Here is a 23,539-nt window from a genome sequence, read left to right on the forward strand (position 1 = left end):
GGTCCGATCCTCTCGCCCGGCTGCAGGCCGCGACCATGGGGTGTTCCCCTGAGTCGACCCTGATCTTCGGACGCTGGTCCGCCGGGGGAGCACTCCGGGTGATTGGATGGCGGCATGTCTTCTTCGGCCCAGACCGCGCAGCCGCGCCGCGTGCCGGCGCCGCCGCGTCCGCCGCTGGTGCGCGATCGAGAGTGCCTGGTCGCCGGCGTCAGTGCGGGCATGGCGAGGCACCTCGGGGCACCGACCTGGATCGTGCGCGCCCTGTTCGTCGCGCTCGCGCTCTGCGGCGGTGCGGGCGTGCTCCTCTACGTGTGGTGCTGGGCCTTCATGCCGTGGCAGGCGGGGGAGTCTGCACCGTCCCGGCGGGCACCGGTCGCGTGGATGCTCCTGGCACCGGCGGTCGCCCTGGTCCTCGTCGCGTCTGTCGCCGTGGGCTCCTGGTCGGGCCTGCTGGCGCCCGGGGCGTTTCTCACCGTCGGGGCGGCCGCTTCCTTCGCGACCGCAGCGGGTCTCTGGGCCACGCTCATCGACCGCACCGATCCGGCGCGCGGGCCCCGGCATACGACGGTGATCCGGGTTCTCGCCTTGACCCTGCTCGGAGTGCTGTTCCTGATCCTGTTCTCCCGGGCGACCGGAGGATCGGTCCTGGCGCTCACGATGCTGCCCCTCGCAGGCTTCCTGGCGGTGCTCTCCTCGACGCTGATGCATCGCTGGCGCGAACTCGCCGGTGAACGCGTGCGACGCATCCGCGAGGAGCAGCGCAGTGAGATGGCGGCGCACCTGCACGATTCCGTGTTGCAGACGCTCGCGCTGATCCAGAACCGGGCGGGAGCCTCCAGCGAGGCGGCACGGCTCGCCCGCGCGCAGGAGCGCGAGCTGCGGGCATGGCTGTACGACGGCGATGCCCCGGCGGACAGCGACCTGCCGACGGATCTGCGCGATTACGCCGGCGGGCTGGAACTGGACTATCCCGTGCGCATCGACGTCGTGTCGGCCGGACTGTCTGCTGAGCGCGCCAGCGGAGACCTCGCGGCGGCCGCTCGCGAGGCGATGCTCAACGCGGCCCGGCATGCCGGCGGCGAGATCTCCGTGTACATCGAGGGCAACGGCACCGGCGTCGACGTCTTCATCCGAGACCGCGGTGAGGGATTTGCGCTCGCGGCCGTCCCGAGCGACCGTCTCGGGGTCCGGGAGTCCATCATCGGAAGGATGCGCAGGGCCGGCGGCGCCGGCACCGTGCGCAGCGACGAGAACGGAACAGAAGTGCACCTGCACATCCAAACGACCGGAGGCGACCGTGGCTGAGGGCATCCGCGTCGTCATCGTCGACGATCATTCGATCTTCCGCTCGGGGCTCCGAGCCGACCTCGACTCGAGCGTCGACGTCGTCGGCGAGGCCGCGGACGTGCCGTCGGCGATCGCGGTCATCCGTGCGACTGCGCCCGATGTGGTCCTGCTCGACGTGCATCTTCCGGGCGGCCCTTCGACGGGCTCAGGGGCGCAGTCTCAAGATGAGACGGGCGGCGAAGCGGTGATCCGCGGCTGCGCTCCGACATCGACGCGCTTCCTCGCGCTGAGCGTCTCGGACGCCGCAGCCGACGTCGTGCGGGTCATCAGGGCCGGAGCCCGCGGCTACATCACCAAGGGATCATCCGGCATCGAGGTGAGCAGCGCGGTCCAGGCCGTCGCCGACGGCGACGCCGTGTTCTCACCGCGACTGGCCGGGTTCGTGCTCGACGCGTTCGGCGCTGTCGCCGGGGAGACGGCCATCGCCGACTCCGAGCTCGACCGCCTCTCGGCGCGCGAGCAGGAGGTAATGCGGCTGATCGCCCGCGGCTACGCCTACAAGGAGGTCGCCGCGGAGTTGTTCATCTCGATCAAGACCGTCGAGACGCACGTCTCCGCCGTGCTGCGCAAGCTGCAGCTCTCCTCGCGGCACGAGCTGACGGCCTGGGCATCGGAGCGCCGGCTGCTGTAGCGCCCGCGGCACTCAGGCCGCGAGCCAGAGCCCCTTGGGGTTGGTCGCGATCCTCATACCGGCCGCGACCGTCTCGTCATCGCCGATCTTGGCACCGCGCGCGATGCGCGCGCCGGCGCCGACCTCGGTGCGGACTCCGATGTGCGCGCCGTCACCGACGGCGGCACCCTGGCCGATGTGCGCGTGCGCGTCGATGAAAGCGCCTTCGCCGATCACGGCATCCGGTTCCACCCATGCGCCGCGTGCGACCTTCGCACCGGCCGCGACCCGCGCGCCCGGTTCGATGTATGCGCCCGCTTCGACCATGGCCCTCGGATGCACCTTCGCGCCGTGCGCGACGAGACCCCGGCCATTCGCGTGCTTGCGGTAACGCAGCGTCGCTCCCTGGTCGTTCTCGATGTCGACGTAGTTCTTTCCCACGATTCCTCCCGTGCCCCGGAGTTCTCCGGATATATCAACAACCACGGGTGGTGCGGATTCATTCCCGTTGAGGGATGTCCTTCGACGGGCTCAGGAAGCCAGGTTCACCTCTGGCACTGCGGACACCAGAATGTGACCCTCTCGCGGGTCGGATCGGCGCCGAGCTCACCCTTGCGGATGAGGGTTCCGCAGCGCCGGCAGGGGCGGCCGGCGCGACCGTACACCCACGTCGTGCGCCCCGCGCGGTTGACGCCGGTGAAGGTACGATCGGGGCGGTCGCGATTGGCGCGGATCGTGCGGACGCCGAGGTCGAGAAGGGCGGCGACATCGACCTCCGGAGTCGGCGTCGTCGGCAGCACGCCGCGCAGAAACAGCAGTTCCGCGGCGTATTCGTTGCCGAATCCGGCGACGTTGCGTTGATCGAGAAGGGCGACGTGGATGCTGCGGGCATCCGCGCCGAGCCGCCGAGCCGCCTCCTGCGCATCCCAGTCGTCCGCGAGCGGGTCCGGCCCGAGGTGGCCGATCAGCCGGTCCTCGTCACGCGTCGGAACGACCTCGACCTCGGCGAGATCGACGCCGACGGCCTCGCGCTCGGAGGTGCCGACGATGGCCCGCACCTTGAAGGCCGGATGCCGCCACTTCTCGCCCGGTCGGTAGAGGAACCAGGCGCCGTCCATGCGCAGGTGCGAATGGATCGTGTGGTCGCCGATGCGCAGCAGCAGATGCTTGCCGCGGGCCGCAGCTCCCTGCACGCGCTGACCGCGCAGATCGAGGGTCGCCGCGCGCGGCACTCGAAGGTCGAAGCGGGTGACCTCCGCCCCGGCCAGCGCCTCGTCGAGGCGCCCGGCTGTGCGGTGGACGGTGTCACCCTCAGGCATCAGGCCGGGCCTGTCGAGGGGATCCCCGGGCCGGAGACAGGGCCGGATGCCGACGGGCGCGGGCCGGACGGCAGTGTCGTCGCGCGATCGAGCATGGTCCGCGCGAGCATGGTGGACCCTGCGACCGCCGCGGGCATCGCGAAGACGGCGCCCAGAGGGATCAGGAAGCACAACTGCGTCGCGACACCGAAACCGAGTACGCGCGCCCTGCTGCCGGCGAACAGCGCGGCACGGTCCAGCGGAGTCAGATTCCGGGCATCGAAGGCGCGGCCGGTGAGTTCGCGCGCGAGAAGGCGCCCGGTGAACACGACGCCGCCCACGGCGCCGAGTACTCCGCCGACGATCGGGATGAGACCGATCAGCAGCACGAGAACGGCGATGAGCAGCCCGAGCAGCACGAGTCGCAGACCTTCGCCGAGCGCCGTCCAGAATCCGCCTCCGTCGGCGGGTGGCTCACCGCCGAGGTCGGTCTCGACCGCACGCCAGATCCGCTCGTAGAAGGGGTCGCCGATCGTGAGCGCGAGCGCGCTGAACACCGATGCGGCCAGTGCCAGCGCGGCGATGAACACGATGATCCCGACGGCGCCGCGCAGAATGCTGCGCCACGGCTCCGTCCATCCTGCCGCAAAGGGGGTGATCCACTCGGTGATGCCGCCGAGGGAGAGCAGCAGCGGTATGAGCGCGGCGGCGAGGAGCAGGAAGGCGATCACGGCGGGGATGAGCCCGAGCGCCATGAGGCCGGGCCGGGTGCGCCACAGGCCGAAGCCCCGCAGCAGCGTGCGGACACCGGCACCGAACTCACGGATCATGTTCTCAGCGTAGGCGGCGTCACAGCGCTTTGCGCAGCGTATACCCGCGCGGGGTGACCACGAAACCGGCCTCCTGCAGCGCCGTCGCGAGGACCGTGCCGTAGACGCCCTCGCCGTTCACCTTCTCGACGGTGAGGGTGTCGAGTCGCCGGCCTCTCGCTGTCGCGGCCAGTTCGGAGGCCGCCGACTGCAGAACGTCAGGATCGTCACTGAACGACAGCACGGTGCGCCCGCCCCGTTCGAGGTACAGCACGAGCTCGCCGTCGACGAGCACGACCAGCCCGCCTGCCTTGCGCCCTGGGCGGTGCGAGACGCCTTCGCGGCGGGGCCAGCCGAGGGCCGCACCATAGGGGTTCGCCGGGTCCGTCGCGGCGAGCGTGATCGCCTTCCGCGGCGGGGGATCGCTGAGCCCGGCGAAGGTGCGCAAGCGGTCGACCGTGGCGGATGCCGCGAACTGCGCCGCCCCGAGCTTCTCGATCACGTAGCCGCGACGGCAGTGCCCGGCCTCCTCGAAGCCCGCGAGCACCCGGTAGGCCTGCGCGAAGCCGCCGGGCACGCCTTCGGCCTGCACGGCGCCGCGGGTGACGACGCCGTAGCGGTCGAGGAGGAGGCCGGCGGTCACGGTCGCCCGGCGGGCGGCATCCGCCTCCACCGAGGGCAGCAGCGACCAGCGGCCGCCTGCAGTGGCCGGCCGCGCCGTCGAGCGTCCCAGCGACATGCCGCGGTAGGCGCGGGTGCGCGGGGCGCGGCGGGTCACGCGATGCGCCTGAGATCCACCGCCGAGAAGCCCCCGGATCGGCGCGAAGGTGTCGTTCGTCACACGGCCGGCCCAGGTCAGCGTCCACAGCGCTTCGAGCACGGACTGCTCGTTCTCGGCGTCCGCCATCTCCTTGAGCTGAGCGGCGAAATAGGCGCCGCCGGCGCTGAGAGCATCGAGCAGCCGCGCCTCCAGCGATTCGGCCGCGATCTCGTCCTCCGGCTCGGGCAGCGTGAACGGCGCGAGGTCGGCCGGGTGCAGCGAGACCCAGCCGTCCCGTCCGGGGAGCGTGCCGTGACCCGACCAGATCACCTCGCCGCTGGCGGTGAGCTCGTCGAGCAACGCCGGCGTGTAGTCGCGGACGCGCGTCGGAAGGATCAGCGATTCCCAGGCGCTCGCAGGGATCGGCACTCCGGCCAGCTGCTCGATCACGGCGAGCACGCCGTCGATGCCCTCCTGCGGCCGGGTGAGGTGCTGCCACTCGGGGAGGAAACGCGCATATGCCGCGGGGGGCACGGGTTCGACGCTTCCCCGGATGGCGGCGAGCGACCGCATGCGCAGCCGGCGCAGCACCTCTGTGTCGCACCACTCGATGTCGGAGGCACTGCCTGCGGCTTCCGGCAGGAAGTAGCCGCTGGTCACCCGCCCCGCGTTCTCGAGTCGTTGCAGCGTGTGGCGGGCGACGGCGGAGCCGATGCCGAACCTGGTCGCCACAGCATCCGTCGGGAACGGACCGTGGGTGCGCGCGTGCCGGGCGATGAGGTCGCCGAGCGGGTCGGCCACGGGTTCGAGGAACGCGACCGGGATGCCGGTGGGCAGGGCTGTGCCGAGGGCGTCGCGCAGGCGGCCGGCGTCTTCGATGGCGGCGATCCTGGCGACCCCGGCGACGCTGATCGGGATGGCGCGGCGCGCGACGACGAGCGCGTCGAGATGGGCGGCCGCCTCGGACGGCTCGTCGAGCCGCGCCGCGACCTCGGCGGCATCCAGCGGGCCGAGCAGGCGCAGCAGGTCTGCCGTGCCCTCGAGCCCGCGTGCATGCCGTTCGGGGTCGAGGCGCTGCGCCTCGCGCTCGAACTGCGCGATGACATCGGGATCGAGGAGCTCCCTCAGCTCGACGGTCCCGAGCAGTTCGCCGAGGAGCGCCGGGTCGACCGAGAGCGCGGCCGCGCGGCGTTCAGCCAGCGGTGAATCGCCCTCGTACATGAACGCGCCGACGTAGCCGAACAGCAGATCGCGCGCGTACGGCGAGGGCTGCGCGGGCTGCGTCTCGACGAGCTTGACCCTGCGGTCGGCGATGGCGGTGGCGAGCTTCCGCAGCGAGGGCAGGTCGTACACGTCCTGCAGCACCTCGCGCAGGGTCTCCAGGATCACGGGGAACGTCGGATGCCGTCGCGCGACCTCGAGCAGCTGCGCGGAACGCTGCCGCTGCTGCCACAACGGGGATCGCCGATTCGGATTCGTGCGCGGCATCAGCAGCGAGCGCGCGGCGCACTCGCGGAACCGGGAGGCGAAGAGGGCGGATCCGCCGACCTCCTCCGTGACGAGGTGCTCGAGCTCGTCCGGGTCGAAGACGAAGAGCTCGGCGCCCGGTGGCTCGGCCTCGGCATCCGGGATCCGCACGATGATGCCGTCGTCGCTGGCCACCGCCGATCCTTCGACCCCGAGCCGCTCGCGGACGCGCGCGTTGATGGCGAGCGCCCATGGTGCGTGCACCTTCATGCCGTATGGGGAATGGAGGATGACCCGCCAGTCGCCGACCTCATCGCGGCCGCGCTCCACCGTGAGCGTGCGGTCGGTCGGGAGGGTGCCCGTGGCTTCCCGCTGTTCGGCGAGATGCGCGAGCAGGTTGGCGCGGGCCTGCTCGTCGAGACCGGCATCGATGAGCCGCTGCGCCGCTTTCTCGGGAGTGGCCGCCGACACCTCCCGGGAGAACTTCCCCAGTGCCTCGCCGAGCTCATAAGGCCGGCCGATGCCGTCGCCGTGCCAGAACGGGACCTTGCCCGGCTGGCCGTACGCGGGGATGACGTTGACCCGGTCGTGGGTGATCTCGGCGATCCGCCAGCTCGTCGTACCGAGGGTGAAGACGTCGCCGACGCGGGACTCGTAGACCATCTCCTCGTCGAGTTCGCCGACGCGCGCGCCCGTCGTCTCGCCGGCGACGAAGACGCCGAAGAGCCCGCGATCGGGGATCGTCCCGCCGCTCGTCACCGCGATCCGCTGCGCCCCCGGGCGCCCGGTGAGCGTGCCGGCATCCCGGTCCCAGACCAGGCGAGGGCGCAGCTCGGCGAACTCGTCGGAGGGATAGCGGCCGGCGAGCAGGTCGAGTGTCGCCTCGTACGCCGACCGCGGGAGCGACTGGAACGGCGCGCTGCGCCGCACCGTCTCGAACCACTCCTCCACGCTGATCGCGCCGAGCGCGCTGGCGGCCACCGTCTGCTGGGCGAGGATGTCCAACGGGTTGCGCGGCACCTGGATCGCCTCGATCTTGCCCGCCAGCATCCGCTCCGTGACGATCGCCGTGTGCAGCACGTCGCCGCGGTGCTTGGGGAACATCGCCGCCCGGCTGATCTCGCCGACCTGGTGGCCGGCTCGCCCGACGCGCTGCAGCCCGGAGGCCGCCGACGGCGGAGCCTCGACCTGGATGACGAGGTCGACGGCGCCCATGTCGATGCCCAGCTCGAGGCTGCTCGTCGCGACGACGCAGCGGAGCACACCGGACTTGAGCTCCTCCTCGACGAGGGCGCGCTGCTCCTTCGACACCGATCCGTGGTGCGCCTTGGCGAGCACCGGATCGGCGCCGGCCGTGGCGCCGGCCTGCGCCATCATCGCGGCGGGTACGGCGGCTTCGGGAAGGGCGATGCCCATCCGCTCGGAGTAGATCTCGTTGAGACGGCCGGTGAGGCGCTCGGCCAGCCGCCGGGAGTTGGAGAACACGATCGTGGAGTTGTTCTGCAGGATGCGGTCGACGATCGCCTCCTCGACGTGCGGCCACACCGAACCGGTCACCTCGGTGTACTCGGCATCCGCTGCGTCGCCGGGAACGCCGGGCGGCGGAGGGGGATTGGTCATGTCGTCCATCGGGACGACGACGCCGATCTCGAAGGTCTTGGATGCGGGGGGCGCGACGATCTCGACTGGAGCAGATCCGCCGAGGAACCGCGCGACCTCGTCGATCGGCCGGACGGTCGCCGACAGTCCGATGCGTTGCGCGGGCGCGGAATCGGGATCGTAGGAGCGCCGCAGAGCATCCAGGCGCTCCAGGCTCACGGCGAGGTGCGCTCCGCGCTTCGTGGCGGCGACCGCGTGCACCTCGTCGATGATCACGGTGTGCACGCCGCGCAGGGTCTCGCCGGCGCGGCTCGTGAGCATCAGGTAGAGCGACTCGGGGGTCGTGATGAGAATGTCGGGCGGATCGGAGACGAGTTTGCGCCGATCGCTGGAGGTGGTGTCTCCGGAGCGGACGCCGACGGTGACGGCGGGTGATGCGACGCCGAGTCGGCGCGCGGACTGGCCGATGCCGACGAGCGGCGATCGGAGGTTGCGCTCGACGTCGACGCCGAGCGCCTTCAGCGGAGAGATGTAGAGGATGCGGGTGCGCGGTTCGCCCCTGGCCGGCGGCGCCGCGTCCGCCATCCGCTCCCGGAACACGCTGTCGATCGCCCAGAGGAAGGCCGAGAGCGTCTTGCCCGACCCTGTCGGTGCGACGACCAGGGCGTGCTTCCCCGCCGAGATCGCATCCCAGGCGCCCGCCTGTGCCGGAGTGGGCGCCGCGAACGCACCCCGGAACCAATCCTGCGTGGCGGGGGTGAAACGCTCGAGCACGTCGCTCATCACTCCATCATGCGGCCTGCGTCCGACATCGGACCGGATGCTGCCTCTTGCGGATGGGGACTACTCGTTCGGCATCACGATCCACAGGAGTATGTAGGCCCAGAGCGAGAGTCCGGCGAACAGCACGAGGATCACGGAGAGGATCCTCACGGTCGACGGCTTCATGTCGAATCGGCGGGCGATGCCGGCGCAGACGCCTGCGATGACGCGATCGCCGCGAGGACGGGTGAGTGATTTCATGCGTCCATCCTCTCCCGACTGCCGACCGGACGCACAGCATGCGCGGCGAGGTTGGGTGATACTGAGGGCCAGGAGGCACGACATGAAGCTCACGACCCCGGCCACGCAATCGGGCTACATCCTCAACGGCTCATCCGTGCAGTCGCCCGGCTGGCCGCCGCCCGAGAAGCCGCGCAAGGAGCCCGCCAAGGCCCGCGGGGTCGTCATCGCGGCTGTCGTCCTGGTCGTCATCATCGGCTCCGCGATCGCGCTGTCCGTGAGCGTACTGTCGCCGTCGGCCAGGGACATCGAGATCGCATCGACCTCGGGGATCGTCGACATCGGCGGTGAGGATGTCGCGGTCCTCGTCTACCAGGACTCCTCGCGACCCGGGCTCTTCGTCTCGGGCTTCCAGACGCGGGTCACCGCGATCCGCGCCTCCGACGGCGAGCAGCTGTGGGATCAGCAGCTCAACGACGATCTGATGGGCGATGCCGTCGTGCTCGCCGGCGACTCGAAACTCGTGTACGTCGGCAGCGACGACGGCCTCGTCATCCTGGATGCCACGACCGGCGCCGTGCGCTCCCGGGGCCTCGAGATCGCCGGACTCGGCGCCGACGCGGTGCTCGCCGCCAGCGCCTACGGATACGACGCCGAGGCGAACGCCGTGGTCGCCCTCGCCGGAACCGGGCAGGTCATGCAGCTGCCCGTCGGACAGGAGCAGGCGACTCCCGCCGATGCGGCGGTCGCCGGGCGCTGGGAGGACGTGCTGAACTCCGGGCCCTTCTACGACGACACGGTCCTCGTCGACCAGGTCGAACTCGCCGTGTCCGGAGAAGGCGCCACCTACGAGGTGGAGTCCGTTGCCGAGGCAGTCCAGCGTGATGCACTCACCGTCACCTCCGCCGAAGGGCAGGTCGTATTCCGGACCGAGCTCGTCGACATGTCGATCCTGCCGGTCACCGACATCGGCCCCCGACGCGGCGTGATGCTCGATACCGGTCAGTTCCTCGACGGCGATTTCAGCGACATCGACGAGGAAGACATCCAGGCGCTCATCGAGAACGTGATGGGCGCCGACGGGAAGATGCCGCCGGCGCCCGCCGGTCTCGGGCAGGGGTTCCTGCTCGTGCAGCACAAGGAGTCGGTCAACGCCGAACTGATGGCGCTGAGCAGCATCGATGCGGAAACCGGCCGGATCGTCGACACCGTCGAGATGAAGGTCGACGCCCTGCGCGCTCTGACCGGCCCCGAGGGGACGACGGCCGTGATCGCCGCCGCCCCCGATGCCTGGCGGCCGAACACCATGGTGGTCCTGCAACCCGACGGGACCCTCCGGGTGGTCGAGGTCGGCACACTGCCCTGGTGGCAGCGCCTCTTCACCTAATCCACCTCGCTGAGCACCCCCTCCGCGTCGATCTCGAGCGTGAGGTCGAGGTCGAGTCGCTTCAGGAACGCATCGTCGTGGCTGACCACGAGCACGGCGCCGCGATAGGCACGGAGCGTTTCGACGAGCTGACCGACCGTGTCGAGGTCGAGGTTGTTCGTCGGCTCGTCCAGCACCACGAGGTGCGGGGCCGGATCTGCGAGCAGCACCCGTGCCAATGCGACGCGGAAGCGCTCGCCGCCCGACAGGCCGGCCACCGGCCGGTCCGCCGTGCCGCCGCGGATGAGGAAGCGCGCCAGCCGGTTGCGCAGCTCCTTCTCGGGAACCTGCGGTGCCGCCTCGGCGACGTTCTCGATCACCGAGCGGCTCTCATCGAGGCCATCGATGCGCTGAGGCAGGTAGCCGACCCGCTCGGTGTGGGAGTGCGCCCACGTTCGCGGTTCATAACTCAGGAGATCCGGCCGAGATTCGCCGGAACCAGCTCGTTCGCGCCCGATCCGGTCCATTTCTCCTGAGTTGTGAACAGCCGCCGCCGCGCTCTCGACCAGTCGCTGCAGCAGGGTCGTCTTGCCTGCACCGTTCCGCCCGATCAACGCGACGCGCTCGGGCCCCTGGATGACCCACGACCGCTCACCGTCGCCGACAGTCGCGATGCGGCGGCTGCGTGACACCTGCGGATCCGGCAGCTCGATCTTCATCGAGTCGTCGTCGCGGATCCGTCGGCCGGCCTGGTCGAGGGCCGCGCGGGCCGCCTCCTCCTTCTCTCCGACCTCGACCCGCAGCCTTCCGGCTGAGACCTCGGCAGCCATCTTCCGGCCGTGCGCCACGATCTTCGGCACCCGCTTCTCGATCTCCGCCTTGCGTGCGGTTCTGGCTCGGTGCGCCAGCTTCGTCTCGGCCTCGATCCGCTGCCGCTTCTCCTTGCGGAGTGCTCGGGCGGCGGAGACCTCGGCCTGCTTCGCGGCACCCTGCTCGGCATCCAGCCATGCCCGCCATTCGGAGTACGGCCCGCCGAACACGCTCAGTGTGTGCGCATACAGCTCGGCGGTGTCATCCATCAGCTCGAGCAGAGCGACGTCGTGACTGACGACGATGAGGGTCCCCTTCCAGGAGCGGATCATGGCGGCGAGCTTCGCCCGCGCGTCGCGATCGAGGTTGTTGGTCGGTTCGTCGAGCAGCGTGATCGGCGCTCGCCGAAGACGGATGCCCGCGGTGGCGACGAGCACGGCTTCGCCCCCGGAGAGCTCTCCGACCCGGCGGTCCAGGAACGACGGGTCGAGGCCGGCTTCGGCGAGGGAGGCCTCGGCGCGCGCCTCGATGTCCCAGTCGTCTCCGACCGCGTCGAAATGCGCCGGGTCGACGTCGCCGGCGGTGATCGCGCGGACCGCGTCGAGCTGGTCGGCGACACCGAGCAGCTCGGCGACGCGGCGTTCGACGTCGAGTGTCAGCCGTTGTGGCAGATACGCGACATCACCGGTGGCGTGGGCCGTGCCGGACGTCGGCTCGAGCTCGCCGGCGATCAATCGCAGCAGGGTGGACTTGCCGGAGCCGTTGCGCCCGACGAGCCCGGTGCGGCCGGTCCCGAAGGAGCCGGTGAGATGGTCGAGCGCGGTCGAGCCGTCCGGCCAGGTGAAGGTGAGGCGGTCGAGGGTGACCGGTGCGTGGGTGGTTGGTGATGACATGGAGCGTCTCCCGGGGTGTTCGGGGTGCGCTGACGCCGGGCATCCGGCGACGTCGAAGAATCGACGCCGGAAGGCGGATGCGGCCGTGTGAGTCGGCGATCGTCGGGTCAGCGCGCGGAAAGAAGAGCGCGGAGGCGACGGATCAGATCAAAGGACTTCCAGACACGGCGGACAGGACTCCATGACGATACCCGGGGCGTGTCGGCCTTCGCAACCCCCGGGCGTGTCGCGGTCGCTCTCGTCGTGTCCGGGGCATCCGGCATCCGTTCACCATCTGGTATCCCCAGCGTCACGGGACGGCGTTAGGGTGACCGCATGAAGATTCCGCACCGTCGCGCCCGCGTCGCCGGCCTCGCCGCTGTCCTGCTGATGACATCCGTTACGGCGGCCACCCCCGCCTTCGCCGACTCCCGGCCCGCCGCCGCTAGCGTGGCCGGCATGAGATTCGCCACGTTCAATGCCTCGCTGAACCGCGGCACCGAGGGCGCCCTGGTGCGCGACCTGTCGGAGCCGGGGAACGCGCAGGCGGATGCCGTCGCCGAGATCATCCAGCGGGCGGCCCCCGACGTGCTGCTCATCAACGAGTTCGACTACGACGCCGAGGGCGAGGCGCTGCGTCTCTTCCACGACAACTATCTCGCGGTGCCGCACGGCGATGCCGAGGCGGCGGATTACCCCTATCGCTACACCGCGCCGGTGAACACCGGCGTGCCCAGCGGGTTCGACCTCAACAACAACGGCGTCGTCTCCGGCGGAGACGACGCCTGGGGCTTCGGGCTGTTCCCCGGGCAGTACGGCATGGCCGTCTACTCGAAGTTGCCGATCGACGAAGACGCGATCCGCACCTTCCAGAACTTCCGCTGGGCCGACATGCCCGGTGCTCTCCTTCCCGACGATCCGAGCACGCCGGAACCGGCCGACTGGTACTCGCCCGAGGAGCTGGCCGAGTTCCCGCTCTCGAGCAAGTCGCACTGGGACGTGCCGATCCGGGTGTCGAAGAACAAGACGGTGCACTTCCTCGTGTCGCATCCCACGCCCCCGACCTTCGACGGCGCGGAGGACCGCAACGGCACGCGCAACCACGACGAGATCCGATTCTGGGCGGACTACATCGCGGGAGGCAAGGCCGGCGGCTACATCGTCGACGATGCCGGCCGCACCGGCGCGCTGAAGGGCGGCTCCCTGTTCGTCATCGCGGGCGACCAGAACGCCGATCCGAACGACGGCGACTCGACCGCCGGCGCGATCGATCAGCTGTTGCAGCATCCGAAGGTGAACACCGGGTCGGTGCCGACGAGTGACGGCGCTGCCGAGGCGGCAGAGCTGCAGGGCGGGGTCAACCTCGCGCACCTCGGCGACCCCGCCGAGGACACCGCGGACTTCTCGGAGCCGCCGGGAAACCTGCGTGTGGACTACGTGCTGCCGAGCCGGCAGATCCGGATCATCGACTCCGGTGTGTTCTGGCCGACGGCGACCGATCCTCTCGCGCGCCTGACGGGCAGCTACCCGTTCCCGTCGAGTGATCATCGACTCGTGTGGGTGGATGCCGACGTGCCGGGAGCGAAGCCGGGGCGCTGAGGCGCTTCAGCTCTTGGTGCCGGTCTCGGCGGCGGCATCCCGCCACTTCGTCACGAAGACGCCCACATCGGTGAGCTCCTGTTCCGAGATGCTGTGGGTGAGCCCGGGGTAGATGCGGCCGGAGAGGTCGGAGTGGTCGGGCAGCCATTGCGCCGTGTGCTCGACGAGGAACGCCGGGATGACGTCGTCGTGCGATCCGCGGCCCCAGAACACGGGTGGCCGCAGTTCTTGCAGCACGTCGTCGTGGGGCAGCTCGCCGGGCGCCGCGTATCCGCTGAGGGCGACCACGGCGCCGAAGCGCTCGGGGGCGAGCCGAAGCGCCTGCAGTGACACCGCCGCACCCTGCGAGAACCCGAGGAGGGCGACCTCGGTCGTCGTCGGCACATGCGCGTCGAGCCAGCCGAGCAGCGCCTCGGCTGCCGCCGACACGGCGAGGTAGTCGCGGCCGTTCAGACCCTCGATCGGATACCAGGACCGCCCCAGCATCGGCCAGGGTGCGGCGAGCGGAGCGGCGACGGATGCCACGGCGATCCCGCCGGGAAGATAGGGCACCAGGCCGAACAGGTCGTTCTCGTCGGCACCATAGCCGTGCAGGAGCACGAGAAGCGGCATCCCCTCGGGCTGTTCGGGTGCCCACCGGGTCGCGTGCTCGTCGATGACGAGGGGAGTGGTCATGCATCCATCCTGCCAGCGGCACCCGACACGTCCATTCGTCGCAGGCCGCCCCGTATCCGGAAGCCCATGCGGCTGATAGAAATGAGTCATGTCCGTGCGCACTCCTGATCCCGACCCGGAACCGAACGACGGTCTCGGCGGTTTCGGCGACGGCTCCACCGGTTCCTCCGACGGCAACCCCGGCTGGCTGACCGATGTCGAGCTCGAGGAGGCGCGTCGTCGACTGCCGATGCTTTACGTCGAGGCCATCCCGGTGCGCACCGACGGGTCAGGTCAGGTGACCGAGATCGGCATCCTGCTGCGCTCCACGCCCATGGGCGAGATGACGAGGACGATCGTCTCCGGCCGGGTCCGCTTCGGCGAGACCATCCGCGATGCGCTGTTCCGTCATGTCGAGAACGATCTCGGCCCGATGGCGTTCCCCCTGCTCCCGCCGCAGCCGCTGCCGTTCACCGTGGCCGAGTACTTCCCGATCCCCGGCGTCAGCGCCTACCACGACGACCGGCAGCACGCCGTGTCGCTGGCCTTCGTGGTGCCCGTCACCGGCACCTGCGAGCCGCGACAGGATGCGCTCGAGGTCACCTGGTTCCCGCCGGAGGCCGCTGCATCCGACGCGGTGTCCGCTGAGATGGAGGGTGGCCGCGGCACCCTGATCCGGCTGGCGCTCGCGAACCTGGGGCTGCTCCGGTAGGAGCGCTCAGTCCCGCAGGCGCTGCGCGAGTTCGTCGAGGCGGATGCCGTCCACTCCGGCTTCTCGCAGGTACTCCCGCACGTCCAGTCCGGCGATCCAGTCGCGCAGCACCGCCACGCGATCGGCGATCCGCTCCTCGATCTCCTCGTCGCTGAACATCGGCTCCACGTAGCCGCCCTGTCCGGGAATCGGTTGGGCCGGAAGATCGCGCGCGTGCCGCCGGCTCGCCTCACGGAACGCCGCGGCGTAGTCGTCGGCGATAGCCTCCGGCTCGGCGCCGGTCAGGGCCAGCAGCATCGCCGAGACCATTCCGGTGCGGTCGCGGCCGCCCGCGCAGTGCACGAGCACCGCTCCCCGCGCATCGGCGATGGCGGTGAAGACGGCGGCGAGCTTCTCCGGATACATCCGTGCGTTGTCGGCGTAGGAACGAGGGTGATCGAGCCACGGTCCGCAGACCCGCATGAACTCCGCGTCATCGGGGTCCTCGGTCGGCGCGTGCACGATGTCGACGCCCGTCGAATGGCCGTCGGAGAGCTGCGGGTCCGTCTCACGGCGCTGCCGCTCCGGCGTGTTGCGCAGATCGATCACGGTCGAGACGCCGGCGCCGCGGAGTGCGGCCCAGCCGGCGTCGGTCAGCGTCTCCGGACGCCCCGAGCGGTACACGCGTCCGGCCGTCGTCATCCCGCCGTCCTGCAGCGGAAGTCCGCCCAGATCGCGCAGGTTGAACGCGCCCTCCCAGCCGGTCATCAGCGGGTGAGACGCGCGAGCTCGGCGACGAAGGCGTCGACGTCGGACTCCTCCGTGTCGAAGCCGCACATCCAGCGCACCTCGTTGCGTGCGGCATCCCAGTCGTAGAACCGGATCGACTCGCGCAGGGCGTCGGCGACGCCGTCCGGGAGCGTGGCGAAGACGCCGTTGGACTGCGTCGGCTGTGTGAACGCGACTCCGTTGATCGCCCCGTCGGCGATCCCCGCCTCGATGGCGCCGCGCAGGCGCTGAGCCATCGCATTGGCGTGGCGGGCATTGCGCAGCCACAGGTCGCCCTCGAGCAGAGCGATCAGCTGCGCAGATACGAACCGCATCTTCGAGGAGAGCTGCATGTTGAACTTGCGCGAGTAGATGAGGCCGTCGGACGCCTCGGGATTCAGCACCACGATCGCCTCGCCCAGCATCGCGCCGTTCTTCGTGCCGCCGAAGCTGAGCACGTCGACGCCGACGTCGCTCGTGAAGGCGCGCAGCGGCAGGTCGAGGGCGGCGGCCGCATTGGAGAGCCGCGCGCCGTCGAGGTGCAGCTTCATGCCGCGCTCGTGCGCATGATCGGCGATCGCGCGGATCTCGTCGGCGGTGTACAGCGTGCCGAGTTCGGTCGACTGCGTGATCGACACCACGAGCGGCTGCGCGCGGTGCTCGTCGCCCCAGCCCCAGGCCTCGCGGTCGACGAGCTCGGGGGTGAGCTTGCCGTCGTCGGTGGGCACCGTGAGCAGCTTGAAGCCGCCGATCCGCTCGGGCGCGCCGCCCTCGTCGACGTTGATGTGGGCGGTGGATGCGGCGATCACGGCACCCCAGCGGGGGAGCATCGACTGCAGCCCGGTCACATTCGCCCCGGTGCCGTTGAAGACCGGGAAGGCCTCGACGCCCTCGCCGAAGTGCTGCCGGAACACCTCCTGCAGGCGGGCGGTGTAGAAGTCCTCCCCGTAGGCGACCTGGTGGCCGCCGTTGGCCGCCGCGATGGCGGCGAGGACCTCGGGGTGGATGCCGGAGTAGTTGTCACTGGCGAAGCCCCGGATCGCGGGGTCATGCTGGATGCTCACCGGACAAGCCTATGTCCCGGCGGATGTCCGCCCGTCCGGAGCCGCACGAGGACCCGTGGATCCGTGCGGAACCGCTGGGGGGCCTACCGAATGTCCGCGCCCCGATCTAATCTCGAAATCGTGACCGAGACCACAGGATCAGCGGACACGATCCGCAACGGGGCCGAGATGACGGGGCCCGGAAGTCAGCGCGCCAAGACGGCCTTCGCGAACGTGCTCGTCAACACGCTCATCGCCAACGTGACGACCAGCTTCCTCTGGTTCGCCCTGACCTTCTGGGTGTACATCGAGACTCAGTCCGTGCTGGCGACCGGCATCATCGGCGGTGCCTACATGCTGCTCGTGGCGTTCTTCGCCATGGCATTCGGGACCATCGTCGATCGGCATCGCAAGCACACCGTGATGGTGATCTCGAGCGTGATCTCGGCGGTCGCGTTCATGGTCGCCGGCGCGCTCTACCTGTGGCAGCCCGAGTCGTCGCTCCTCGACCTCGGCGGCCCATGGTTCTGGCTGTTCTCCGCCGTCATCCTGTTCGGCGGGGTGATCGAGCAACTGCGCAACATCGCTCTCTCCACGACGGTCACGCTGCTCGTCGCGGAGGACAAGCGTGCGAACGCGAATGGGCTCGTCGGAACGGTCCAGGGGCTGGCGTTCCTGGTGACGAGCGTGTTCTCGGGACTGTCGATCGGCTTCCTCGGCATGGGCTGGACGCTCGCGATCGCCGTGGTGGCGATGGCGCTGACGTTCGCGCACCTGCTGTTCATCCGCATCCCGGAGAGCACGCCTGAGGCCGACCCGAATGCTTCCAGCGCTCTCGACTTCCGTGGCAGCGTGACGGCGATCCGCCTCGCGCCCGGACTGTTCGCGCTGATCATCTTCTCCACCTTCAACAACCTCATCGGCGGCGTCTACATGGCGCTGATGGATCCCTACGGACTCACCCTGTTCGATGCTCAGACGTGGGGGTTCGCGCTGGCGTTCGCCTCGACCGGCTTCCTCATCGGAGGCGGGCTGGTGGCGAAGTTCGGGCTGGGCCCGAAGCCGATGCGCACGCTGCTCCTCGTGGTCATCGTGATGGGGCTGCTCGGCTCGATCTTCATGCTCCGAGAGTGGTGGCCGCTCTACGTCGTGGGCATGTGGCTGTACATGATCCTGATCCCGCCCGTCGAGGCGGCGGAGCAGACCATCATCCAGAAGGTGGTGCCGTTCGCCCGGCAGGGGCGCGTCTTCGGCGTCGCTGCGGCGATGGAGGCGGCCGCCGCGCCGATCACGGCATTCCTGATCGCGCCGATCGCCGAGTTCCTCATCATCCCGTACATGCGCACGGCCGATGGTCAGCGGCAGTGGGGCTGGCTGCTGGGCGAGGGCGAGGCGCGCGGCATCGCCCTGATCTGCTTCTTCGCCGGCTTGATCATGGTGGTCGCGGCGCTGCTCGCTTTCCTCACGCGCTCCTACCGTCAGCTCACCGACCTCTATGCGCATGCGCCGGAGCAGGATATTCCAACCGAGGGTGCGGAAGGCGACGCCACGGATGCGACCGGCTCGGGCGTCGCCCCGCAGGAGCCCGGATCAGACGCCGCAGACGCGGGCGAGGAGCAACGCCGGTCTGACGCCCCGCCGCCGGTGAGAGGCCTTCCGCCGGAGATGAACGAACCGCGGAGATAGGCCCACCGGTATTTCCTGACGGCGCGTGAGGGGGCGCGGTCGTGCTTCTGGCTCAGGCGAGTTCCAGCACGCGATCGTTGAGGTCAGCGGCATCCGCATCCCAGAGCGCGAGGACAGCGGGGACGAGCGCCTCAGGATCCAGCGCCTTGGCGCGGAACACCACGGATGCCGCGCGCAGCGGCTCGCCGGCATCTCGAGCCGCTTTCGCGAACCCCTGTGCGACTGCACGGGTCCAGGCCTCGCTCGCCGCCTTCACGGCCGCGTAGTTGGCACCGCCGGCCAGCGGACGCGCGACAGCGGTCGATGACACGATCGCGAGGCGTCCGGCGTCCGAGACCCGGAGCGCCTCGTCGAAGGCGCGACTCGTCGCACGAACCGCCTGCAGCGCGGGCAGCAGCGCCTCGAAGTCGGCATCCGTCTGGCCGGCCAGGCCGCCACCGCCGCGCCAGCCTCCGACCAGCGGTATGACGGCGTCCACCGCCCCGATGCGGGTGGCCAGCGCGGTCATCGCATCCAGCGACGTCGCGTCGGTGACCTCGACGTGGGCGCCGGCCGCGCGCAGAGGCTCGAGGCGTTCGGCCGATCGGCCGGTCGCGATGACGCGTGCGCCTGCGTCGACGAGAGCGGCGGCGACAGCGAGGCCGGACGCGCTCGTGGCGCCGGCCAGCAGTACCGTACGGTCAGTGGTGCTCATCTGCACTCCTCGGACGCGAATGGGCGGGAGAGGACTCCCGCCCATTCATGCGAATCGGTCAATCGTCCGTGCCGCGGATGCCGACCGTCGATTCGATGACCGGCTTCATCTTCTTGTCGAGCGCCTCGAAGAACATCGACAGCGGGAACTCGTCGTCCAGCACCGCGTCGGTGAAGCCCTTCGGCGCGCCCATGAGCACCTCGTCCGGCAGACCGCGCGCCCAGACAGACGCGGGGTGCGGGGTGAGGACGCTGCGGACCAGGTCGTAGGCGGCGAGCCAGTGCGACGTCTTCGGACGGTCGATCGAGCGCCAGTACAGTTCGTCGATCGCGTCGCCTAGGGCGACGACCGCATCCGGCACGCCCTCCCAGTCGAACGCCAGCCGGGTGTCGGTCCAGTGCAGCACGCCGCGCTGGTGCAGCCAGGCGAACAGCAGCTGGCCGCCCAGACCGTCGTAGTTGCGCACCCGGGTGCCGGTGATCGAAAACCGGAAGATCCGGTCGAAGATCACCGCGTACTGCGCGAGGGGAGCGTGCTCGAGCAACTCCTGCTCGGCGGCGGTGAGCGCCTCGCCGGCCGAAACGCGTGCGGACAGCGCGCGCTGGATCTTCACCGACTCCCTGAACGCGGTCAGGTCGCAGCGCAGTTCCTCGAGCGAGTACAGGAAGAAGGGCATCCGCTGCTTGATCATGAACGGGTCGAAAGGCAGGTCGCCCCGCATGTGCGTGCGGTCGTGGATGATGTCCCACATCACGAACGCCCGCTCGGTGAGCGCCTGGTCGTCGAGCATCGCGGCAGCAGCGGCCGGCATGTCGAGCTTGGTGATCTCGGCTGCCGCGCGGGTGACCCGACGGTAGCGGGCGGCCTCACGGTCCTGGAAGATGGCGCCCCAGGTGAAGGTCGGGATCTCGCGCATGGCGACGGTCTCCGGGAACAGCACCGCGGAGTTCGTGTCGTACCCCGGAGTGAAGTCCACCAGGCGCAGCGAGAGGAACAGCTTGTTGCCGTAGTCGCCCGCCTCGAGCTCCGCGATGAAGTCCGGCCAGATCGCCTCGACGATGAGCGCCTCGACGAGGCGATCGCTGGAGCCGTTCTGGGTGTACATCGGGAACACGACGAGGTGGCGGATGCCGTCGACGCGGTGCAGCTGCGGCTGGAACGCCACGAGCGAGTCGTAGAAGTCCGGCACGCCGAAGTCCTCGGAGACCCAGCGGTCGAAGTCAGCGACGGAAGCGGTCAGGTAGTCGGCATCGTGCGGGAACGCCGGTGCGAGCGCGCGGATGCCCGCGGTGATGACGGCGACGAGCTCGCGGGCGGTGGCTTGGTGCTCGGCATCCGGAATCGAGCCGTCCTTGACCTGCAGCTCGCGGATCGCGATCGCCGCGTCCTTGAGCTGGATCCAGGCGGCGGATGCTTCGGCGAGGGAAGCGTCCTCGACGACCTCGGGTTCGCCGATGAAAGCGTTGCTGTGGGTGGTGGTGAGGGACATCGGGACCTCCGATCGCTGAATGCAGGAAATATTCCGGCGATTGCCGGTAACTACAGTTATTCTTCCATGCATGGATGATCCTGTCGACCACGCCATCCTCGCTGCCATCTCGCGGGACGGACGCGCCACGCTGGCGCAGCTCTCGGACGCCGTCGGGCTGTCGGTGTCTGCGGTGCAGTCGCGCCTGCGCCGCCTCGAGACCCGGGGTGTCATCACCGGCTATCGCGCGATCCTCGATCCCGAAGCCGTCGGCACGCCGCTGTCGGCGTTCATCGAGATCACGCCGCTCGATCCTGCTCAACCCGACAACGCGCCCGAGCTGCTCGAGCACCTCACGGCGATCGAGGCGTGCCACTCGATCGCGGGCGACGCCAGTTACATGCTCTTCGTGCGCGTCGCCTCGCCGCGTGCGCTGGAGGAACTGGTTCGCGACGTCCGTCTCGCCGCCAACGTCAGAACCCGTACGACCGTGGTGCTGCAGACCTACTACGAGCACCGGCCCATCGTGTCGGCCGAGGCGACGTAAGCGTCACAGCACGGCGCCGACCATCGCCTCTCCGAGCGGGGTGCGCAGATGCAGCATCCGGGCGCCGTCGCGTGCGCTGCCGATGAGACCGGCTTTGCGCAGCACGGTCAGGTGGTGGGACGCCGTGGATGCCGCGATCCCCGCATCGTCCGCCACCTCGGAGGTCGTGCGCGCGGTTCCGGCGCCCAACAGGATGCCCGCGCGAGCGGGTCCGAGCAGCGCTCCCAGCGACGCCTGGATCTCGACCTGATCACGGGCCCACCCGGCCGTGACACCGCGGGCGGGATAGAACAGCGTCGGCTGCGCCGGCGGTTCGGTCAGCACCATGCATCCCCACGACGACATCACCGACGGCACCAGCACGAGCCCGCTCCCGTGGCAGTCGACCTGTTCGCTGTGTTTGCGCAGCGAGACGCGCACGGCGCCGTCGCCCCAGCTGACCTTCGGGTGCAGATCGTTCGCCATCCCGGAGAGGCCGGACGCGGCGATGGTGCGAGCACGCACGGCGATGTCGGCACGCAGCAGGCGTTCGAGCTGCGGCCACACCGGGGCGAGCGCGGCGTCCCACACGACCGACCAGGCCTCGGCGATCATGCTCCGCGCCCGGGCAGGATGCTGCTGCATGCCTCTCAGCGCCTGCTGTCGTGCACCTGTCGAGCGCAGCACCATCTTGCCGAAGTCGACGCGCATCGGCTCGAGCGCCGTCGCGCGCAGGGCGGCGAGCTCGGCCTCCGGCGTCATGTCCCAGTGGGGCGCGGCCGTGAGGAAGTCAGGCAGATAGCCGTCGTCGCCGATGACGGCGGCGAGCAGCTCGAAGCTCTCCCGGGGAAGGCGGTCGCGCACCGCGCGCAGCCATCCCCATTGCAGAGGATGCTGCTGGGGACGAAGCAGGACTCGCACGGCGTGCGCGAGCTCATGCCCGGGGGAGATGCCGAAGCGGACGGCCTGGATGTCACCCGGACTCAGCTGGAATTCGACGCGGTGGTCGGGATGCTCGATGCCCTCGATCGGGCCCATGTTTCGATCCACATCGAAACTCTAGGACGTCCAACGTGCGCTGTCGAGACTGGGGACATGAACAGCACATCACTTCCCCAGGGGGTCGTCGCCGAGGCTGACATCCGCATCGGCACGGGCCGCAGTCGCAAGTTCGTCGGTGCGGAGCATGACGCCGACGTGTCATATTTCTACGTGGAGAACCAGCCCGGCGAAGGGCCGGGGATGCACTGGCATCCGTACTCCGAGACCTGGGTCGTGCTCGAGGGCGCGACCCGGATCACCATCGGCGAGGAGACGTTCACTGCCGGTGCCGGCGACACCGCCACCGGACCGGCGTACGTGCCGCACTGCTTCACCAACATCGGAGAGGGGACGCTGCGCATCATGGGCATCCACGCCTCCCCGACCATCATCCAGACGTTCCTCGACGAGGACTGAGACACAGGAGTACGAATGTCGTTCCAGGCATATCTCGACAACATCGAGACCAAGACCGGGCTCACCCCGCGCCAGTTCATCGAGCTGGCCACGGCGAAGGGATTCGACGAGACCACGAAGGCGACGCCGATCGTCGCCTGGCTGAAGGAGGACTACGCGCTCGGTCAGGGACATGCGATGGCCCTCGTGCACGTGATCACGAAAGGCCCGCAGATCGGCGACAAGCATGTCGGAAGAAGCGGTCCGCACGGCGACAAGTCCGACACGCTCTGGCTCGACGGCAAAGACAGCAACCCGAACCCCTGACCCGCACACACCAGAGGAGCACGAACATGGCAGTCCGCATCGACCTGAACATCTCCCTCGACGGATTCGCGTCGACGACAGACCAGACGCCGGAGAACCCGTTCGGCGACGACTGGGGGCGCCTGGTGGCCGCATACGTCGCGACCAGGACGATGCGCGAGCGCGTACTCGGCGATACGTCCGGTGCGGGCACGACCGGCATCGATGAGAAGTACGCGGGCGCGTACTTCGAGGGCGTCGGCGCCGAGATCATGGGAGCCGGGATGTTCGGGCTGCACGCGAACCCAGACGACCCGGACTGGCGGGGATGGTGGGGCGACGAGCCGCCGTTCCATGTGCCGGTCTTCGTGCTCACCCACACACCGCGGCCCGCCATCGAGATGCTCGGCGGCACGATCTTCCACTTCCTCGATGCCACTCCTGCAGAGGCGCTCGCCAGCGCGACTGCGGCTGCAGGCGGCAAGGACGTGCGGATCGGCGGCGGCGTCGAGGTCGCGCGCGCCTTCATCGCGGCACGCCTCGTCGATCGTCTCCACCTCGCGGTGGTGCCGATCGTGCTCGGGCGCGGACAGCGCATCTGGGACGATCTGCGCGGGCTCGAGAATGACTACGACATCAGCAGCGAGGTCGCCGAGAGCGGCGTCACGCATGTGACCTTCACCCGGCGCTGACGACGGTCGCACGCCGGATCGACGCGGCTCCCTGG

Annotated in this window: 22 protein-coding genes; 10 read left to right on the forward strand and 12 right to left on the reverse strand. The window is 69.8% G+C overall.

Annotated elements, in window-relative coordinates:
* Positions 1–114 precede the first annotated feature (114 nt).
* Both CUR96_RS01800 and CUR96_RS01805 read left to right on the forward strand, forming a co-directional pair.
* Positions 115–1,305, forward strand: a complete 1,191-nt coding sequence (locus CUR96_RS01800) for an ATP-binding protein (protein ID WP_102191597.1) — start codon at positions 115–117, stop codon at positions 1,303–1,305.
* A complete protein-coding gene (locus CUR96_RS01805) occupies positions 1,298–1,978 on the forward strand; it encodes a LuxR C-terminal-related transcriptional regulator (RefSeq protein WP_102191598.1) in 681 nt (226 codons plus the stop codon). The genes CUR96_RS01800 and CUR96_RS01805 overlap by 8 nt, the downstream gene beginning before the upstream one ends.
* Positions 1,979–1,990: 12 nt before the next feature.
* Here the strand turns inward: CUR96_RS01805 and CUR96_RS01810 are convergent, their stop codons facing one another.
* The 5 genes from CUR96_RS01810 to CUR96_RS01830 all read right to left on the reverse strand — a co-directional run bounded on the left by CUR96_RS01810 (position 1,991) and on the right by CUR96_RS01830 (position 8,913).
* A complete protein-coding gene (locus tag CUR96_RS01810; protein WP_102191599.1) occupies positions 1,991–2,398 on the reverse strand; it encodes a transferase in 408 nt (135 codons plus the stop codon).
* A 104-nt stretch (positions 2,399–2,502) separates the two neighbouring features.
* Positions 2,503–3,276, reverse strand: a complete 774-nt coding sequence (locus CUR96_RS01815) for a DNA-formamidopyrimidine glycosylase family protein (RefSeq protein ID WP_102191600.1) — start codon at positions 3,274–3,276, stop codon at positions 2,503–2,505.
* Positions 3,276–4,085 carry an EI24 domain-containing protein gene (locus CUR96_RS01820; protein ID WP_102191601.1) on the reverse strand — a complete coding sequence of 270 codons (810 nt, stop codon included), beginning with the start codon at positions 4,083–4,085 and terminating at the stop codon, positions 3,276–3,278. Before CUR96_RS01820 ends, CUR96_RS01815 begins: the two co-directional genes overlap by 1 nt.
* 19 nt (positions 4,086–4,104) lie before the next feature.
* Positions 4,105–8,673, reverse strand: a complete 4,569-nt coding sequence (locus CUR96_RS01825) for an ATP-dependent helicase (protein ID WP_102191602.1) — start codon at positions 8,671–8,673, stop codon at positions 4,105–4,107.
* A gap of 60 nt (positions 8,674–8,733) precedes the next feature.
* Entirely contained in the window at positions 8,734–8,913 is a 180-nt protein-coding gene (locus CUR96_RS01830) for a PspC domain-containing protein (protein ID WP_102191603.1), read from the reverse strand.
* Positions 8,914–8,995: 82 nt separating this feature from the next.
* On the opposite strand from CUR96_RS01830, the gene CUR96_RS01835 reads away from it, so the two are divergent.
* Entirely contained in the window at positions 8,996–10,279 is a 1,284-nt protein-coding gene (locus tag CUR96_RS01835) for a PA2928 family protein (protein ID WP_102191604.1), read from the forward strand.
* Here CUR96_RS01835 and CUR96_RS01840 read toward each other — a convergent pair.
* Entirely contained in the window at positions 10,276–11,961 is a 1,686-nt protein-coding gene (locus CUR96_RS01840; protein ID WP_102191605.1) for an ABC-F family ATP-binding cassette domain-containing protein, read from the reverse strand. The genes CUR96_RS01835 and CUR96_RS01840 overlap by 4 nt on opposite strands.
* A 315-nt stretch (positions 11,962–12,276) precedes the next feature.
* Here CUR96_RS01840 and CUR96_RS01845 point away from each other — a divergent pair, with 315 nt between their 5' ends.
* The gene (locus CUR96_RS01845) at positions 12,277–13,539 is read left to right on the forward strand and encodes an endonuclease/exonuclease/phosphatase family protein (protein WP_219721948.1); all 1,263 of its coding nucleotides are present in this window, start codon (positions 12,277–12,279) and stop codon (positions 13,537–13,539) included.
* Positions 13,540–13,545: 6 nt separating this feature from the next.
* On the opposite strand, the gene CUR96_RS01850 is transcribed toward CUR96_RS01845, so the two are convergent.
* Positions 13,546–14,214, reverse strand: coding sequence for an alpha/beta hydrolase (locus CUR96_RS01850; RefSeq protein WP_102191606.1), 669 nt, complete (start codon positions 14,212–14,214; stop codon positions 13,546–13,548).
* A gap of 88 nt (positions 14,215–14,302) precedes the next feature.
* On the opposite strand from CUR96_RS01850, the gene CUR96_RS01855 reads away from it, so the two are divergent.
* Positions 14,303–14,905 (forward strand): DUF4916 domain-containing protein, encoded by a 603-nt coding sequence (locus CUR96_RS01855; RefSeq protein ID WP_102191607.1) that lies wholly within the window; start codon positions 14,303–14,305, stop codon positions 14,903–14,905.
* Positions 14,906–14,911: 6 nt separating this feature from the next.
* Here CUR96_RS01855 and CUR96_RS01860 read toward each other — a convergent pair whose 3' ends face one another.
* Together CUR96_RS01860 and CUR96_RS01865 are read right to left on the reverse strand one after the other, a co-directional pair.
* Positions 14,912–15,652 carry a tyrosine-protein phosphatase gene (locus tag CUR96_RS01860; RefSeq protein WP_102191608.1) on the reverse strand — a complete coding sequence of 247 codons (741 nt, stop codon included), beginning with the start codon at positions 15,650–15,652 and terminating at the stop codon, positions 14,912–14,914.
* Positions 15,652–16,716 (reverse strand): threonine aldolase family protein, encoded by a 1,065-nt coding sequence (locus tag CUR96_RS01865; RefSeq protein WP_102191609.1) that lies wholly within the window; start codon positions 16,714–16,716, stop codon positions 15,652–15,654. The genes CUR96_RS01860 and CUR96_RS01865 overlap by 1 nt, the downstream gene beginning before the upstream one ends.
* A 168-nt stretch (positions 16,717–16,884) precedes the next feature.
* On the opposite strand from CUR96_RS01865, the gene CUR96_RS01870 reads away from it, so the two are divergent.
* Positions 16,885–18,381 carry an MFS transporter gene (locus CUR96_RS01870; RefSeq protein ID WP_102191782.1) on the forward strand — a complete coding sequence of 499 codons (1,497 nt, stop codon included), beginning with the start codon at positions 16,885–16,887 and terminating at the stop codon, positions 18,379–18,381.
* A 52-nt stretch (positions 18,382–18,433) separates the two neighbouring features.
* Here CUR96_RS01870 and CUR96_RS01875 read toward each other — a convergent pair whose 3' ends face one another.
* A complete protein-coding gene (locus tag CUR96_RS01875) occupies positions 18,434–19,075 on the reverse strand; it encodes an SDR family NAD(P)-dependent oxidoreductase (RefSeq protein WP_102191610.1) in 642 nt (213 codons plus the stop codon).
* Between the two features lie 58 nt (positions 19,076–19,133).
* A complete protein-coding gene (locus tag CUR96_RS01880) occupies positions 19,134–20,564 on the reverse strand; it encodes a DUF6421 family protein (RefSeq protein WP_102191611.1) in 1,431 nt (476 codons plus the stop codon).
* A 70-nt stretch (positions 20,565–20,634) separates the two neighbouring features.
* Between CUR96_RS01880 and CUR96_RS01885 the strand changes: the two genes are divergently transcribed.
* Positions 20,635–21,090: an Lrp/AsnC family transcriptional regulator gene (locus CUR96_RS01885; RefSeq protein WP_102191612.1), complete on the forward strand. Its 456-nt coding sequence runs from the start codon at positions 20,635–20,637 to the stop codon at positions 21,088–21,090.
* A 3-nt stretch (positions 21,091–21,093) separates the two neighbouring features.
* Here CUR96_RS01885 and CUR96_RS01890 read toward each other — a convergent pair whose 3' ends face one another.
* A complete protein-coding gene (locus CUR96_RS01890; protein WP_102191613.1) occupies positions 21,094–22,107 on the reverse strand; it encodes an ArsR/SmtB family transcription factor in 1,014 nt (337 codons plus the stop codon).
* Between the two features lie 57 nt (positions 22,108–22,164).
* Here CUR96_RS01890 and CUR96_RS01895 point away from each other — a divergent pair, with 57 nt between their 5' ends.
* The 3 genes from CUR96_RS01895 to CUR96_RS01905 are packed head-to-tail and all read left to right on the forward strand — an operon-like array spanning position 22,165 to position 23,504.
* Positions 22,165–22,527 (forward strand): cupin domain-containing protein, encoded by a 363-nt coding sequence (locus CUR96_RS01895; RefSeq protein ID WP_102191614.1) that lies wholly within the window; start codon positions 22,165–22,167, stop codon positions 22,525–22,527.
* A gap of 15 nt (positions 22,528–22,542) precedes the next feature.
* Positions 22,543–22,833 (forward strand): DUF4287 domain-containing protein, encoded by a 291-nt coding sequence (locus CUR96_RS01900; RefSeq protein WP_102191615.1) that lies wholly within the window; start codon positions 22,543–22,545, stop codon positions 22,831–22,833.
* Between the two features lie 26 nt (positions 22,834–22,859).
* Positions 22,860–23,504 carry a dihydrofolate reductase family protein gene (locus CUR96_RS01905; protein WP_102191616.1) on the forward strand — a complete coding sequence of 215 codons (645 nt, stop codon included), beginning with the start codon at positions 22,860–22,862 and terminating at the stop codon, positions 23,502–23,504.
* The last annotated feature ends 35 nt before the right edge of the window (positions 23,505–23,539 follow it).

Source organism: Microbacterium aurantiacum (assembly GCF_002872075.1).
Lineage (GTDB): Bacteria > Actinomycetota > Actinomycetes > Actinomycetales > Microbacteriaceae > Microbacterium > Microbacterium aurantiacum_A.

Bases quoted from the DNA above. Each gene is read 5' to 3' on its own strand.
- CUR96_RS01855 (WP_102191607.1), top strand. From the start codon at position 14,303: ATGTCCGTGCGCACTCCTGATCCCGACCCGGAACCGAACGACGGTCTC.
- CUR96_RS01800 (WP_102191597.1), top strand. From the start codon at position 115: ATGTCTTCTTCGGCCCAGACCGCGCAGCCGCGCCGCGTGCCGGCGCCG.
- CUR96_RS01815 (WP_102191600.1), bottom strand. From the start codon at position 3,276: ATGCCTGAGGGTGACACCGTCCACCGCACAGCCGGGCGCCTCGACGAG.
- CUR96_RS01885 (WP_102191612.1), top strand. From the start codon at position 20,635: ATGGATGATCCTGTCGACCACGCCATCCTCGCTGCCATCTCGCGGGAC.
- CUR96_RS01895 (WP_102191614.1), top strand. From the start codon at position 22,165: ATGAACAGCACATCACTTCCCCAGGGGGTCGTCGCCGAGGCTGACATC.
- CUR96_RS01850 (WP_102191606.1), bottom strand. From the start codon at position 14,214: ATGACCACTCCCCTCGTCATCGACGAGCACGCGACCCGGTGGGCACCC.
- CUR96_RS01830 (WP_102191603.1), bottom strand. From the start codon at position 8,913: ATGAAATCACTCACCCGTCCTCGCGGCGATCGCGTCATCGCAGGCGTC.
- CUR96_RS01890 (WP_102191613.1), bottom strand. From the start codon at position 22,107: ATGGGCCCGATCGAGGGCATCGAGCATCCCGACCACCGCGTCGAATTC.
- CUR96_RS01875 (WP_102191610.1), bottom strand. From the start codon at position 19,075: ATGAGCACCACTGACCGTACGGTACTGCTGGCCGGCGCCACGAGCGCG.
- CUR96_RS01825 (WP_102191602.1), bottom strand. From the start codon at position 8,673: ATGAGCGACGTGCTCGAGCGTTTCACCCCCGCCACGCAGGATTGGTTC.
- CUR96_RS01860 (WP_102191608.1), bottom strand. From the start codon at position 15,652: ATGACCGGCTGGGAGGGCGCGTTCAACCTGCGCGATCTGGGCGGACTT.
- CUR96_RS01880 (WP_102191611.1), bottom strand. From the start codon at position 20,564: ATGTCCCTCACCACCACCCACAGCAACGCTTTCATCGGCGAACCCGAG.
- CUR96_RS01845 (WP_219721948.1), top strand. From the start codon at position 12,277: ATGAAGATTCCGCACCGTCGCGCCCGCGTCGCCGGCCTCGCCGCTGTC.
- CUR96_RS01870 (WP_102191782.1), top strand. From the start codon at position 16,885: ATGACGGGGCCCGGAAGTCAGCGCGCCAAGACGGCCTTCGCGAACGTG.
- CUR96_RS01840 (WP_102191605.1), bottom strand. From the start codon at position 11,961: ATGTCATCACCAACCACCCACGCACCGGTCACCCTCGACCGCCTCACC.
- CUR96_RS01835 (WP_102191604.1), top strand. From the start codon at position 8,996: ATGAAGCTCACGACCCCGGCCACGCAATCGGGCTACATCCTCAACGGC.
- CUR96_RS01820 (WP_102191601.1), bottom strand. From the start codon at position 4,085: ATGATCCGTGAGTTCGGTGCCGGTGTCCGCACGCTGCTGCGGGGCTTC.
- CUR96_RS01900 (WP_102191615.1), top strand. From the start codon at position 22,543: ATGTCGTTCCAGGCATATCTCGACAACATCGAGACCAAGACCGGGCTC.
- CUR96_RS01905 (WP_102191616.1), top strand. From the start codon at position 22,860: ATGGCAGTCCGCATCGACCTGAACATCTCCCTCGACGGATTCGCGTCG.